The organism is Streptomyces sp. NPDC127595 (assembly GCF_042671685.1).
GTDB lineage: Bacteria > Actinomycetota > Actinomycetes > Streptomycetales > Streptomycetaceae > Streptomyces.
Genome location: NZ_JBHXWK010000007.1, coordinates 174,295 through 189,097, shown reverse-complemented (window position 1 = coordinate 189,097; position 14,803 = coordinate 174,295). Strand labels below are relative to the sequence as shown.

General features: G+C 67.6%; 7 protein-coding genes. 6 read left to right on the top strand and 1 reads right to left on the bottom strand.

All coding sequences use genetic code 11. From position 1 onward, the window contains the following. Positions 1–222 precede the first annotated feature (222 nt). The 5 genes from ACFVKT_RS23430 (at position 223) to ACFVKT_RS23410 (ending at position 9,910) form a co-directional block, all read left to right on the top strand. Entirely contained in the window at positions 223–705 is a 483-nt protein-coding gene (locus ACFVKT_RS23430) for a hypothetical protein (protein ID WP_385734499.1), read from the top strand. Between the two features lie 1,043 nt (positions 706–1,748). Further along, positions 1,749–3,293, top strand: coding sequence for a DUF2397 domain-containing protein (locus tag ACFVKT_RS23425; RefSeq protein WP_385734497.1), 1,545 nt, complete (start codon positions 1,749–1,751; stop codon positions 3,291–3,293). After that, entirely contained in the window at positions 3,290–4,447 is a 1,158-nt protein-coding gene (locus tag ACFVKT_RS23420) for a TIGR02678 family protein (protein ID WP_385734495.1), read from the top strand. Before ACFVKT_RS23425 ends, ACFVKT_RS23420 begins: the two co-directional genes overlap by 4 nt. Further along, positions 4,447–8,697 carry a TIGR02680 family protein gene (locus ACFVKT_RS23415; RefSeq protein ID WP_385734493.1) on the top strand — a complete coding sequence of 1,417 codons (4,251 nt, stop codon included), beginning with the start codon at positions 4,447–4,449 and terminating at the stop codon, positions 8,695–8,697. The genes ACFVKT_RS23420 and ACFVKT_RS23415 overlap by 1 nt, the downstream gene beginning before the upstream one ends. Next, the gene (locus tag ACFVKT_RS23410) at positions 8,690–9,910 is read left to right on the top strand and encodes a TIGR02679 domain-containing protein (protein WP_385734491.1); all 1,221 of its coding nucleotides are present in this window, start codon (positions 8,690–8,692) and stop codon (positions 9,908–9,910) included. Before ACFVKT_RS23415 ends, ACFVKT_RS23410 begins: the two co-directional genes overlap by 8 nt. A gap of 5 nt (positions 9,911–9,915) precedes the next feature. On the opposite strand, the gene ACFVKT_RS23405 is transcribed toward ACFVKT_RS23410, so the two are convergent. Continuing rightward, the gene (locus ACFVKT_RS23405; RefSeq protein ID WP_385734489.1) at positions 9,916–13,458 is read right to left on the bottom strand and encodes a type ISP restriction/modification enzyme; all 3,543 of its coding nucleotides are present in this window, start codon (positions 13,456–13,458) and stop codon (positions 9,916–9,918) included. Between the two features lie 132 nt (positions 13,459–13,590). Here ACFVKT_RS23405 and ACFVKT_RS23400 point away from each other — a divergent pair, with 132 nt between their 5' ends. Beyond that, entirely contained in the window at positions 13,591–14,745 is a 1,155-nt protein-coding gene (locus tag ACFVKT_RS23400; RefSeq protein WP_385734487.1) for a serine/threonine-protein kinase, read from the top strand. The last annotated feature ends 58 nt before the right edge of the window (positions 14,746–14,803 follow it).

Sequence of the window (14,803 nt, the reverse complement as noted above, 5' to 3'; positions counted from 1 at the left end):
TGCGTCAGACCATCTGGCCTGTCCGGAAGGCGTCGTGCGGGAACTGCGTGCGCTGCCGACCGTGGTGGATTTGTACATGGCCGCCGAAGTGCTGCACATGGGAGAGCCGTCCCGTCAGGGCGAGTTCTCTCACCTAATTCTGAGGACGAGGCGACCCGAACTGGGTTTCCGCCGCATTCCTCCGCCGCACAAGGACGCGGCCCTGGCCGGAGGAAGACGGCGATGAGCTTCCTGGACCAGTTCCAGGGACCGCAATGGGAGCCTCGCAGCGGCTGGCGCTCGGACCGTGAGGTCATCCTCGCCCTCAGAGAAGTCATCACCGACCATCTCGGTGGCGAGGCCGGAGACATCCTGCCTTCGGACGGTCCGGTACCGGATGGTCTGGGCGCGGTGGCGACCGCTCCGTACAGAAACGGTGTGCCAAGACCCTGCGCGTTTGTCAGGGCCGACTTGCCGACGGATGTGCGGGCCGATCTTTGGGGCTTCACGACGGTGCTGGCAGTCGCGATGGCCGACGGCCTCGTGGCGCCGGGGACAGACGGACTGCTCCTCGTCGGGTGTGAGCGCCGTCCCGTGACAGGTCGTGGGTGGGGACTCGCCGGTTCCTTGATCGTCCAGCGGCTCGGCAGGCGACCCGGCGACGGCGACTTCCGTGTGTACAGGGATCTGGACGACATGGCGATCGCGTTGCCGAGGGCGGCATGAGAGGGAACCGGAGATGATCGACGACACGGAGAAGGAAGGAACGCAGGGGCCACAGGCTCCGCGCCGATGCCCGGATTGGTGCGTGGAGAACTGCGTAGACGACCGCCGGGGCGCTCACCTGGGCGCCCCGGCGGAGCTGAGGACTCCGGCCGGTTCGGACGGGCGTGCTCCGCAGACAATGCTCACGGCACACCCTCGCCTGGTTGCACGAACACGAGGCTGGGTCTCACGGTCCTCGGCCGGAGGTGTGGGTGTACTGCGAGGGCGGCAGCGCCGAGCTGGACCTCGATGGGCTCGGCGCCCACATCCGTGACGTGGAGAGCCAAGTGCTTCGTCTGCACACCCTGCGGATCCAGCATGCGGCAATGCTTCAGTACGACGAACCGGCAGAGGGGGCAGGTGACACCGAACTTCATCCGGCTCACGTCGGATGGGGATGTCCCTTCTGGTGCGACGCGCGTGCGTACTCCCTGGGAGTGCGAGACGCGACCTCCCACGTGCACACCGGCCTGACACGTCGTGTGTCCGACCGGTTGTGGATGTCGCTCCGCAACAGCCCGTTCGAGAGGCTCCCGGAGATCGTCCTGACGACGAGCGCCTCCGGTCGGGAGGAGACGGTGCTTCGCCTCGAACTCGCCGGGGCGAGGCAACTGCGAGAACACCGCGGCGAATTGATCGCAGCCGGGGAGGTCCGTGCTTCTGTGGGCCTGCTGCCCGCCGACGAACTGCTCAGTCGAATGGGGGCGCAACTGATTGAGGACTCCCGCCTCGCCCCGAGCTCTTCCGGATACGTTCTGAGGGACGTCGCTCCAGGGGGCCGGGTCTGGGTGGCGGTGCCCGGTGGACTGTCCCGAGAGGGAAGGGAGGCACTGATCCGCAAACTGCTTGCGGAGGTTCCGGTCGGCATCCCCGGTGCGTCGCGGAACGGCGCCCTGCCACCCCAACTCGGTGAACGACCCCCGCTCAAGGATGTTTAGGATTCGGCCGCCTGATATGCGTGAACCGACCGCTCACGCAACGCAGTTGATCGTACGCTGATGGTCATGCCGGATGACGAGGAACTTCCCGAGCCGAGCCGGCCGGATCCATGGGCGGGACACCTGCCGGGCCAGGAGCTGGTGCCCGCCTACCTGGTCTCGCGGTTCGCCGCCCAGTACCGGGTCATCGTGGACATCCTGTTGGAGGCACAGGACACCACCTTGATCGGAATGTCGTACGACGATGTCGTCGAGCGAGTGCCCGGTCATCTGGCCGCTCGGCTGGACCCTGCCGTCGTCGGCGAGTTGGTCTCGGCCGAGAGCTTCCATCTGGACGCTCGTCTTGAACGACTCATCAAGTGGGGGGTGCTCACACGCTGGCAGGACCAGGCGCGGACAGGTGAGGACTTCCTGCGCCGCCGTGACCGGTACCAGATCACGCCCGTGGCCGCCAGGCTGCACGTCTTCTGGACGCAGGAGGCGGCGGCCGACGAAGACGCGGCGGCCGATCTCACTCTGGCGCCACGGGCGATCCGTGACCGTCTGGAGATGTTCGCGCTGGCCGTGCGGGAGCGGCGTTATCCCAGCGCCGCCGCCGAGTTCCAGCAGATTATCGCTCTCCACCAGGGTATGGCGGCGGCCGCCCGGACCTGGCAGCGCAGCCTGGCGCACGCGCTGTCCGGTGGGCCCGACCCAGGGAAGCAGGAGGTCCTGTGGCGCACCCTGCAGTCGTACATCGCCATGTGGGGCGAGCAAGTGGACGTGCACACACCCCGGATCGCGTCCCTCGTCGAGGAACTCGCCCCGCTCCTCGGTACGGCGGTGTGGCGGGCCTGCGCACGGGCCGCCCTGGCCGAGGACGCGACGGAGGACCTGGTCGACGCGCAGGCCCTGCGATGGGCGCGAACGTGGACGGCGTTGTCCGCATGGTTCTCCGGCGCCGCCGGGCAGGCACGGCGGCTGCGCCGGCAACTGCGGGACCTGGTGGCTCCCTGGGCACGCAACGCACGCATCCTGATGGACACCGGTGGCGCGGTCACTCGCCGAGCCGAACTGCTCCGACTGGCGAAGGCTGTCGAGCGGGCCCCGGACGAGGAGACCGCCTGGCGGATGTGGGACACCGCCACGGGCTTGTTCTCCGCACGGCATCTGCTGCTGCCCGCCGACGCAGCCGACGATCACCTGCGCACCTGGGCCGATGCTCCCGCGGCTCCGGTCACCGCACGTTTCCGCGAGCAGGGTGTGAGAGCCGCGGTGGGGCGCAGGGCCCGCGCGGTGGACTACTCCGTGGGAAGAGCGGCGGCCAGGCGTGCCCGGGCCGCGGCGGTCGCGGCGCGTGCCGATGCCGAGGCCACCCTGCGGTCCCGCTCCGGAACCGCCTTCGCCGACTGGACCCGGCTTTCCGAACCGGAACTGGACCTCCTTCTTGAACTGCTCGGCATCGCGCGCGGCGGGACCAGGAGGCCTGCCCGCACCGCCGTCACTGGAGACGGCAGATGGCGGGTGACTCTCTCGCCACCGGGCAGCGGTCCGACCACCGTTGCCCTGCACAGTCCCCGGGGGCAACTCGTCACACGGAACTGGCTGTTCGAGCTGGAGCCGGTGCGGTGAGCCGTGACACGGAGGCCCGGCGGCGTGCCTTCACGGGATTGCTGGCCCACCCGGTGGTGGACCGGCGGCGTCATCGGGAACTGTTCGCGCTGGTCCGGCACCCGCGTCACCAGCCGGTCCTGATCGAGTGGTTCGCCTCGCGGCTGGGATACCGGCTGGTCGTCACCGACGCCGCTGCCAGACTCTTCCGGCCACCGCTGGGCAGAGTGGTGACGGCGCCCAGACGATTCCGGGCGCCCTCCCGGCGTGTCCTGGTCCTGGCGATCCTCGCCGCTGCCGCGGCGGAGGACGCCGAGGACATCACGACCACACAGGATCTGTCGGACCGGGTCCGGGTCCTGACCCGGCACGACGACGTCGACGTCGCGCCGTACGACCCCGACCGGTTCGTTGAACGGCAGCTTTTCGTCAAGGCCATCGGTCTGCTGGTGGACAGCGGTGCTCTGCGACCGGTCTCCCGGGACGCGGGGGAACGCGGGGAAGGCTGGGCGCACCGCAGGGACGCGATCGGTGGTGCCTACGACATCGGAAGGGATCTGCTGCTGCGGCTGGTGGACCCGGCGGCCCTGCGCGCCGCTCTTGCCCAGGGCGCCGAAGGCGATGACACAACCACCGTGGCCGAGGCCACCGCCCGGTTCGGCGTGATGAGGAGGCTGATCGAACTGCCGGTCTGCCTCTGGGCCGACCTCACGCCGGCCGAACGCGCGTACCTCACCGGGCAACGACACCGCGTCCTCGCCTGGTGCGCGGAAATGACCGGCTGGGTGGCGGAGCAGCGGGCCGAGGGACTGGCCCTGATCGTCACCGACGAGAACGAGACGGACGTACCGTTCCCCCGGCTGCGGGCGGGCGACTTCGTCACCTTGATGGTGCTGGGTCGGCTCCTGTCCCGCCAGGACACCGACGGTGTGCTCGACGACGGTCGGCTCGATCGTGCCGCGGCCGAGGTGCGCGTCCACCACCACAAAGCCATGACCAAGGAATTCCAGACCGATCAAGCGGTTCGTGAGCACGCGGTGGAGCTCCTCAGGGCCCTCGATCTGCTGCGACCGGCCGAGGCGACCGGCCGCTGGAGACTCTCGCCGGCGGCGGCACGGTTCCGTGACCCGAAGGTGGTGCCGGTGACAGCCGGTTTCGACGAGGTGGATGACTGATGACGCCGGAAGAGGCCGAGCCCGGAGTGACCTGGCTGGCAGCCGCGACCTCGGGCGGGCTGCCCGAACCGGGTCGTACTCGCTGGCAGCCGCTGCGGGTGGGGATCGTAGGGCTGTGGGAGTACGACGCGGCCGAGTTCTGGTTCGCCGACGGGCGCCTGGTGCTGCGTGGGGGCAACGGGGCGGGCAAGACCAAGGTGCTGGAGCTGACGACCCTCATGCTGCTCCGCGGGGAGATCACGCCGTCGGTGCTTGACCCCTTCGGCTCACAGCACCGCACCATGAGGTTCAACCTGCTGCCCACGGGCGAAGGCGACGATCCACGTGCGTCGGCCGACTCCGGCCTCGGGTACGCCTGGGTCGAGTTCGGCCGGCGCGACGAGACCGGCGTCGCTCGCTACTTCGTGTGCGGCATGGGCGCGAGCGCCCGTCGAGGCAGCGGCAGTCAGCCCGTCACGACCTGGCCCTTCCTCACGCCGGGACGACCGGGCAAGGACTTCGCGCTGCTGACCGGCGGCCGGGCGATCGAGGAGAAGGACCTCAAGAAGATCGACGGATTGACGGTACCGAGTACGGCGGCCGCGTACCGCGCGCGCCTGGCGGAGGAACTGTTCGGGTTGTCCGGCGAGTCGTACGAGAACCTGACCGAGCTCCTCAAACAGCTGCGCAAACCCAAACTCGGCGAGCGCCTCAACCCGGCCAGCCTGGCCGAGACGCTGCGTGCGGCCCTGCCGCCGCTGTCCGGGCACGAGATCGCTCAACTCGCCGACGGCTGGGACCACCTCGAGCAGCTGCGCCGGGCGGTGGAGCAGACGGAGGAAGCGGCGACCGCCGTGGCGCGATTCGTCAGTGGTGGATGGAGGCCCTGGGGCCGCGTCGTGGTGCGCCGCCGGGCCGACGAGTTCACCGCGGCCACGACGACCTTGGATAACACGACGCGGGACAAGAACCGGGCACAGGGCTTCCTGGAGAAGGCACAGGCAGACGCTCGAACCGCCACAGACCAGTTGACCGAGTCGCGGCAGGCCCGACAGGACCAGGCGACCGCACTGCGCGAGCTGCTGGACTCCCAGCCCTACCAGGACGCCGTGAGCGCCGCAGAGCGAGTGGAGGGACTGCGCCGCGCCGTGACCGGGTTGACGGAGCAGACAGACGCGGCGCGCGGCCGGCTGAAGCGTGAACAGTCGGCTCTGGACGGCGCACGACGACAGGCCGACAGGGCGCTCGGAGAAGTCGGCAAGGCAGAAGAAAAGGTGCAAGGCCTCGAAACAGCTCTCCGCTCGGCAGCCGGCCGATGCGGTCTGGAGGCATCCGCCGAACGGCACCTGCCGACGCGGGATGTCGAAGCGCTCTCCGCGGACTACGGCACACGCGCGGAGCGTTTCGCGACCCTGAGCGACCTGCACACCGAGCACGACGAGGCCGAGCGCCGGGCGGAGCGATCCGCCCACATGGTCGAGACCGCGGAAGGAGCCCTGGACACCGCCCGACGTGAGGAGGGCGAGGCACGCACCGAGGTCGAGGGCCATGTCGCTCTTCTACGGGAACAGATCCGTGACTGGGCCGCCGAAGCTCCGGTCGGACTCTGCCCGGCCGAACTCGTCGAGGATTGGTGCGACCAGGTCGCCGAACTGACGGTCGTCGATACAGAGACAGGCACCGTCCACGCCAGTGGATCGCCCACGGAGACGATGCACACTCACACCACGGCGGCCCGCGACAGGCTCACCGCCCGGGCCGAACAGCTTCGGCTGTGCCGAGCCCCCTTGCAGCATCGGCACGACGAGACCACGGCCGAACTGACAGCCGTACGCGAACAGGGCACGGGTGCGCCGCCCGCCCCCTCCGGTTGGGCGCGCCGTGAGCGGCCCGCGCTCGCCGAACTGCACGGTGCGCCGCTGTGGCACCTGGTCAACCCGGTGAAGGGCATCGACCAGGACCTGCTCGCGCGCGTGGAGGCCGCGCTGGCCGCCTGTGGCCTGCTCGACGCCTGGGTCACCCCGGACGGACGCCTCGCCACCCACGACGGTGTGCCGGTCGCCGACGTACAGCCGTTGAGCCATGAAGGAAAGCCGGAAACAAGCCTGTTGACCGTGCTGGAACCCGACTCGGCCGGAGGAGTGGAGGCCGATGCCGTGCGCCGTGTCCTCGGCGGCATCGGATGGCGCGGTACGAGCCGGGAGGGCGGTGCACGCGGCGACTGGCTGGCCGCCGACGGCGGTTGGCGTGTAGGCGGACTTCTCGGCCGGGCCGAACCGATGGGCCCCGCCGTGTATCTGGGAGCGGCGGCACGTGAGGCCGCTCGGCAACGGAAGGTCGTGCGACTGGAGGCCGATCTGTCCGCCCTGACCCTCGAACTGGCCCAGGTGGACGACGCGTTGTCGGACGTCGGGACCGCGCGGGCCCGGCTGGCCGAGCACAGCCATCGCGTTCCCGTCCGGACCGAGCGGACCCTGACCGCAGCCGTGGTGACACTGGCCGAGCGCATACGGCGGCGCTCGGCCGACGAGACCCGGCTTCGCGCGGCGCGAGAGAAGCACGAAGTGAACTTGACGCGGCGGGACGAGGCCTGGGCGCGGTTCGCCGACTACGCGGGCACACATCGCTTTGGTCTTCGCGATCTCGAAGGACAGGCCGCGGCCTTGCCGGACTTCCGCTCCCACCTGGCTGCACTGAGCGGTGAAATGGATGTGCTGGCCACCCGCCAGGACACCCTGGAGACTCTGGTCTCGGTGGTCGAGCAGCGGGAACGCGATCAGCGGTCCGTCGAAGCGGAGGTGTCGGATCTCGGCGGAAAGCTGCGCCGGGCAGAGGTGCAACTGGACACGGCGGAGTCCGTTCTCGGCACCGACCACCGGGCGCAGCTACGCCGTAGAGAGGAACTCGACGCCGAAGGCACCCGCTTGGAGACGCGCATCGAGACGCTGTCGGAGTCCCTGTCCGAGGCGAAGGCGTCCGTCGCCCGGGCGGAGGAGGTCCTCGACAAGCACGAGGAGCACCGGGCGGTGGCCGAACAGAGCCGGGACACCGCGATGGAGGCGTTGTGGACGGTGGTGGAAGCCGGCCTGGCGGAGCCGGCGGGCCTGACACCACCCGACCGGCGTTCCGTGCAGTCAGCGCGCGAGTTCGCTGCCACCGCGAGGAGGGACCTCACGGTCTCGGCCCAGGCGACCGACGAGGAGCGGTTGTGGCGTCGCTGCTACCAGCAGCTGGAGGAACTCCGCCAGAAACTGCTGCCGGGCCGTGACGCCCGAGTCCGCGACGAGGACGACACGGAGCAGGGGAACGGGGTGACAGCTGCCTCCGGAATTCCTCAGGTGGTGATCCTCGGCGACCCCGACAGCGGTTGGCAGGCGCCGCACCACGCCGCCGACGCTCTGGCCGATCGCGTACGCAGGCAGCAGTCCGGGTACGACGTCGAGCAGCAGCGTGTTCTCACCACACTGCTGGGGTCGACGTTCATCGAGCACCTGAAGGAGCGCCTGGACTACACCGCCCATACCTTCGCCAAGATCAACGCCCGCCTGGCGGCGCATCCGACCCGGCAGGGGCACGTGGTCCGGGTGGACTGGGAGGCCGATCCCGCCGATCCCGACGCCGGCCCCGTCGTCGCGGCCCTGGGACGCGGCTACGACGAACTGTCCTCCGACCGTCAGGAACTGGTGCGAGCCTTTCTCGCCCGCAAGATCGACGAGGCTCGCCGTGACGCCTCGGCCGAGGGGGCCGTCGACTGGAAGGCACAGCTCGCACAGGCGCTGGACTACCGGGAATGGCTGCGACTGTCCCTCAGGTACCGGCTGGGTGCGGGCGGGGCATGGGCCGCGTTCGACTCGGCCCGGCATGCCGCGAAGTCCGGAGGGGAGAAGGTCGTCCTGCTGTCCCAGCCACTGTTCGCCGCCGCAGTCGTCGCGTACGACGCGGCCGGGCCGCACGCCCCGCGCTGGGTGTGGCTGGATGAGGCGATGACCGGGGTGGACACCGCGGTCAAGGCGTCCTTCATGGGACTGACGGTCGATTTCGAGCTCGACGTCATGCTGACCGCCCACGACGAGTGGTGCACCTATCGGGAAGTGCCCGCGGTGGCGGTGTACGACCTGGCCCGTGAGCGGCACCTGCCGGGCGTGGACGCCATGCCGTACCTGTGGTGCTCGGGGACGCTGACCCAGGTGGACGTCGACCGCCTCGGGGTGTTCGCCGAGGCGACGCCGGTCATGGCCGAGGGACTGTTCGGAGCGTACGACGATGACTGACCTGCCCGCGGGACTGATCGCCTGGGCACGGCTGGCCGGTCCGGGCATCGTGCTCGACGCGGTCCGCAGGCGGGCCGAACGGGGATTCAACACCGAGGTCGGCACCTTGCGCATCTCCCTCACGGCATCACAGCGCCGGGAAGTGGCCCGCCTGGTGGGCACCTCTTGGGACGTTTCCGGGCGGCCGGTACGGCTGAAGGACCTTGCCGCCGCTCTCGGAGAACACAGGCTGACCGTAAGGGAGTTCGTCGAGACACTCGACGGAAGACCGTTCGTGAGCCTGCGGCGACTGCGTGCCGAGAAACAGGCGGAGGCCGAAGCGGAGCGGTCGGCTGCCGAGACGCTGCTGGCCGAGGCCGGTATCGACGCGTCTGTTGCCCGAGCATGGCTGGACGATCCCGGCACTCCCAGGGCGGGGGACGGCGAACTCCAGGCCCTCGTGGAACAGACCGTCCTGGTCTGGAACCGTCTCCCCGGCGCGGATCGGTCAGGCATACGCCTGGCCCAGCTCGCCGCCACTGTCATGGACGACGCACACGCCCTGGACCACAGAGAGCCGCTGGGCAGAGCGCTGTGCAGACTGATCGCGTACGCGCACCAGCTGCCACGCCCGTCCCGTCCCGGGCGGGACTGGAGGCGGGTCTGGGGTGTGGAGGGAGTGTGGTGCGACGAGGTCTCCTCCCGCGTCCTGGTCCTGAACCTCTCCCTGCACGGCGACGCGCCCGCGGCCCGCTGGAGCGCCGCCGCCCCTGGCGAACCGCTCTGGCTCTCCCTGCGCTCCCTCACCGGCACGTGGTCGGTGGCCCCGGGGACCAGCGTCTTCGTCTGCGAGAACCCCGCCGTCCTGGAGGCCGCCGCCGATGAACTCGGTCCCAAATGCCCCGCGTTGATCTGCACGGACGGCATGCCCTCGAACGCCGCCCTCGATCTCGTGTCGGGACTCTCGGCTGCCGCCGCCGAGATCACCGTGCGGGCCGACATCGACGAAGCCGGGTTCGTCGTGGTCGACCAGCTTCTCTCCGCCGCGCCGGCCGCGGCTACCTGGCGCTACGACGCCGGAACGTACCTCGACCACCTCGGCACGACGGCGACAGCGCACCGGCCTTCAGGGCTGGACGCACTCCGCCGACTCTACGCGGAGCACCGTATCCCGCTGCACGAGGAGGCGCTGCTCACCAGCCTCCTCGACGACCTGTCACCTATGCGTCGGTGACGGGGTCAGGCCGGAGGGTGTCCCTTCGACCGTTCCTGCGAGGTGCGGCGTTTGCGGGGCGGAACTGCCGTACCGGGCAAGTTCTCCGGTGGTGCGGGAATCAGTGGCTGTACGGGCGGCGGTGGTTGTCCGTCGACAGTTTCCATTCCTGGCAGCATCCCCTCTTCGGGATGCGTCTGCCGCGGCACCCGTGTGTAGGCAGGGGGCTGGAGTACTCCACGGCGTGTCAACTCGGCTACGTCGATGAGAGGTCCGCTCAGGACACGTTCCAGCAGAAGAGCCTGTGAGTTCTCCAACTCCGTGAGATGGCGAAGAATCTTGAGGACCTCGATCAGTTCGTTGCTCCAACCCGGCGTCCAGCGCTCACTGCGGATAGTGTCCAATTCGCTGAGATTTCGCCCTTTGGGTTCGCCACAGCGTGCGGCGAACCAACTGTCCAGTACCTTTCGTCCGCCCACGTCGTAGTTGCGCATACGCTCGCTCACTCCCCGGAAGACTCCCGTGCCCACCAGGAGCTCCTCGCGTTCGGGTGCATAGGAAAGAGAGGAAGGAAGCCTCGACGGATCGACGCGCACCGCATACGTGACAGCCTCTGTCTTGCTCTTGCCGATGTCGCTTTCCAGGTTTTTGAAACGCTCGCCAAACGTCGATACCCGAATGATTTGTTGCCCGATGTGCACTGCGTCGAGCCATAATTTTCGATCGGCGGTGATCGGTACTCTGACGCCCGGCGAGTTGAGTTCTTCCCTGAATCTTTGAGTGAAGGTCGGATGGGCGATGGCGCCGGCGATGTAGGCGGCCAAATCGTCCGGTGAAACCGCTGGCATCCCATAAGAATTCGCCAGATGCTCCAGGATTCCGGGTGTGATGTTGGGGGAGCCGTCCGGATGCCGCAAAGGCAGAACCCGGCCACCGTCATTGTTGAAACAATGCATATCCGAGATCAAGGTCGAGAAGACTACGGCGGGGCCCGACTTGATAGGTCGACTGTGCTGTTCGATCAAGAATATCTGGTCATCGCGGTCTGCGTCCCAAAGGCCCGATCGAGGGTAGTCGATGACCCGACTGTCCGGTATGACCCACTGCCTGTCGAAGCTTCGATGGAGAATCCGCTTTGGGCGCGGGCAGTCTCCTCGTTCCTCCATGAGAGGCCGTACGGGCTGGTTGGGCAGCCGGTATGTGACCGCGCTCCCTATTTTCCGGTCACGAGACTCGCTGAACAGGATCCGTTTCTCTTCCAGATCGGGCTCGTGAACGAATCTGCTCCAGCGTGATTGTAATGTCTCCTCATCGACCGCGTAGACCCAGGTGCGCTTCGTCTGCATGCCTTGTCGCGACCAGGGCATGATGTCGCCCAGTGCCGGGAAGCCCGTCCATTGGGTTGTTGATGCCGGAGTGAACGGGGCATGCCCATCAGAGTGACATAGCTGCCAAGCCGGGCCATCCATGTGCAAGTTGGCCAGCTGTGTTTGCTTCTCTTCCCGGGTGCCGGTCACTGCTGTGTAGTGCACGGGTGTGAGACCTCGGGTATCTGATCCACCCCTGCGCACGAACAGCGCGATTGCCAGCTCCTGTTGAACTCCGGGGAAGAACCTGGTCCGCACGGGGGGCTGCTTGCCCTCCGGAGTCAGGTCAATTATCCAGCCTTCTGAGCAGGTTGAGCGCAGATACGCACGCATTCCCTTGAAGCCGGGCCCTCGAAGGAATCCGGCTGTGGTGATGAAGCACACTATCCCCTGGTGATGCGTGGGGCGGTGCTGCTCGAAGACCTTGTAGGCCGCCCAACGCCAGAAGTACACGTAGAGGTTCTTCAGTTTCTTCTCGTAGACGCCGTTGGCGCCACGCAGCCGGAAATCGTCGAGCAACGGTGGTCTGCGCCCCGCAGACCCTTTCTCGATCCAGCCTCCCTCACCTTGTGCGTCCTCGCGATCAGGAGGGTTTCCAATGACAACCGTTACTGGCTCGTCCCTCTTTATGTGGTTGGCGGCTTCGGTCTCCCGGCGTAGCACGTCGGCTCCGGCGCCTCCGAAGAGCGTGGGGCGCTCCCACGGGTCGGCGAGGGTGTCGTTGAGGTGCAGGCGGAGATCGTTCAACCGCGTGTGGGAGTCATGGGTGCGTAAGGTCTGGGATATTCGCATTTGAGCTACTGCATAAGCTGCCATCTGCTTCTCGAAGCCTATGAGCCGCTGTGCGAGTTCCTCGACGGCTTCGGCACGGAACCCTTCGTTCCCGTCGGCTGACCGTCGTTCGGCGACGAGGTCGATGATGGTGCTGAGGAATGTGCCGGTGCCCATCGCGGGATCTATGATCGTCACTCGAGAATCCGCGAATCCCATCGTGCAGTTCAGGCCCAGCCGTAGCACTTCATCGACGAGCCGCACCATCTCCTTCACCAGGGCGGCTGGGGTGTAGTAAGTTCCTGAGGCCTTGCGGAGATCGGGATCGTACTCCTGTAGAAAGTGTTCATAGAGGAGTACATGTGCATCCGGCTCGCTTTGAAGGATGGCACCCCAGTCAACTGCGTTGACTACTCGCACCAGGACGTCAAGGCTGTTCCTGAAGTGCTTTCCCACGTGGTCGGTGAGGATCTGAAGTGCCCTCCCCATCACCGTGTGCTCGGAGCCCAGTAACTCGCCCACCTCGTGCAAGCTGTGCTTTTCCAGGGATATCTTGTCGGCGCGCGCGAGAAGCAGGGCGAAGGTGACGGTCTGGGCGTATCTATCAGAGAAGGCGGTTTTATGGTCCCGCTCATCGGTGTGCGGGAAGAGGAAATTCTCCCACGTCTGCGCCAGTTCGGTGAACGGGCGTCCCGGGCCGCGCCGGATCCCGTCGTCGCCTCCGGCTCGCTCTTCCTGACGCAGCCGATCATGAACCTCGTCCCGTAGGAGACCGCACAGTGGAGCGATGGTGGTGACCAGTTGACGGACCGTGGTCAGCGGCTTGGGCTGCCAGAACAGGAAATCACGAAGCATCTTTTCGAATGCGACAGCAGTGATGCCGGGTGCCCGTAATCGGTGTCCGGCTCGGTATATGTCGCCTTCCAGATGAACGGGTTTTCCCTGCGGTTGGCCGTTTTGATAAAGAAACCAGGTTTGTCCGTTGGTGTAGATGACGTTCGGGAGGTGAGACATTGCCTCCCACTGTTTTCTGTCTCGGCCGCGCAGGCCGCCTGGACTTATATCCTTCTTCTTCGGGCTCTTCAGCTCCACGTATCCGAAGGTGCGCTGCTTGTCCTCGCCGAGACTGGCTGCGAAATCCGGACGAATACCCAGGTCCGTCAGGCGGGCCTCAGGGTGTAGACGAAGATGAAGTCCAAATTCCCCGGCTGCTGAGCCGAGCAGTTTTTCCACCGCGCTGCGGATTCCCGCCTCGTGCTCGCCCACTCCGAGGATCTGCTTGCACTGTGCCCCGAAATCGGCGACGACTCGATCGATCCATGCGCCAACGCTCATGTGTCCCCCCACATGGATTGCGCTGATCATGCCGACGTTGTGCGAACTGCGGTTTCGTAAGTCTCCCCACAGCAGGTCGGGGTCAATCGTCCACAAGTGCGCATAGTGCCCAGCGGTTCGGGCGGCGCCCGCAATCCGAGGGACTGCGGGCGACCTACACTGTGGCCGACCGGCTGCAGAGACATGGCGAGGGCTGCGAGCTGGACGTCGAGGGGGATCGAGGGCGTCGTGGAACCGCTGAGAAGTGATGACCCCAGCCAGATCGGGGGTTATGTCCTGCGCGGCCGAATCGGCGCCGGAGGCATGGGGCGTGTGTATCTCGGTGAGTCGCCCGCCGGCCAGCAAGTGGCGGTCAAGGTCATCAAGTCGTCCGTACTGGACACCGAGACGCGCAGCAGGTTCGTCCTCGAGGTGGAGAACCTGAAGAAGGTCTTCGGTCCGCGCGTGGCAGCCTTCGCCGACGCCGACCCGGTGGGCAACCAGCCGTGGCTGGCCATCGACTACGTCCCCGGCCCGGACCTGCTGCGGCATGTCCGAGAGCACGGTCCTCTTCCCCTCGTCGAGACCGCCAGCCTCGGGGCGCTGCTCGCGGAGGGGCTCACCTCTGTCCACCAGGCGCAGCTCCTGCACAGGGACCTCAAGCCGCAGAACATCCTGCTGGGCCCGGACGGTCCCAAGGTGATCGACTTCGGTCTGGCCGTGCTCGCGGAACGTCGTACGACACTGACCGCAACGGGGGTTGTGGTCGGTAGTGTGCTGTGCATGCCGCCCGAACAGGCGGAGGGTAGCCACCAACTGACCTCCGCAGCGGACGTCTATGCCCTCGGGGTGGTGCTGCTCTTCGCCGCCACCGGCCACTACCCGTATGACGGTGACAACTGGCTCGTGGTCGCGGCGCGGATCGGCGACCCGAACCAGGCTCCGGATCTGACGGGACTGCCGGAGGAAGTGGTGCCCGTCGTGTCCTCCATGCTCGCGTTCGACGCGGCGGACCGGCCCACCCTCCCGGAGGTCACCGCCGCACTGGTCGCGATCCTCACCGCCTCGGACGTCACGGCCCGGCAGGCCCGACAGCGGCTGATCACACGGACCGCCCCGCACGCCGACGGCCGCTTGGTGCCGCCGCCGGGACCGATCGCCGACGATGTGCCCACAGTCGTCGACCCGGCCCCGCAGCATCCTGTGCAGGAACCGGTCACAGTCGACTCACCGGTTCCCGCCGCCGTTCTTCCCCCGCCGCCCACGCCCCGGCCACCGGCTCCTGTCCCGGCGCCCCGGGGTCGCACACCGGACGCTGCCGTGGCCCACAACATCGCCGAAACCCTGCGCTCCGCCTACGCCCGGGACGCTTCCTTCACCCCGGCCCGAACGGGTGGACACTGACCGAAGGCCCACAGGGAGCCCACTTCCCACAGCGACCTGCACGGACGCCAAACGCCGT

Excerpts from the sequence above, each read along its gene's own strand:
- ACFVKT_RS23430 (WP_385734499.1), top strand. The coding sequence starts at position 223 with ATGAGCTTCCTGGACCAGTTCCAGGGACCGCAATGGGAGCCTCGCAGC.
- ACFVKT_RS23425 (WP_385734497.1), top strand. The coding sequence starts at position 1,749 with ATGCCGGATGACGAGGAACTTCCCGAGCCGAGCCGGCCGGATCCATGG.
- ACFVKT_RS23415 (WP_385734493.1), top strand. The coding sequence starts at position 4,447 with ATGACGCCGGAAGAGGCCGAGCCCGGAGTGACCTGGCTGGCAGCCGCG.
- ACFVKT_RS23410 (WP_385734491.1), top strand. The coding sequence starts at position 8,690 with ATGACTGACCTGCCCGCGGGACTGATCGCCTGGGCACGGCTGGCCGGT.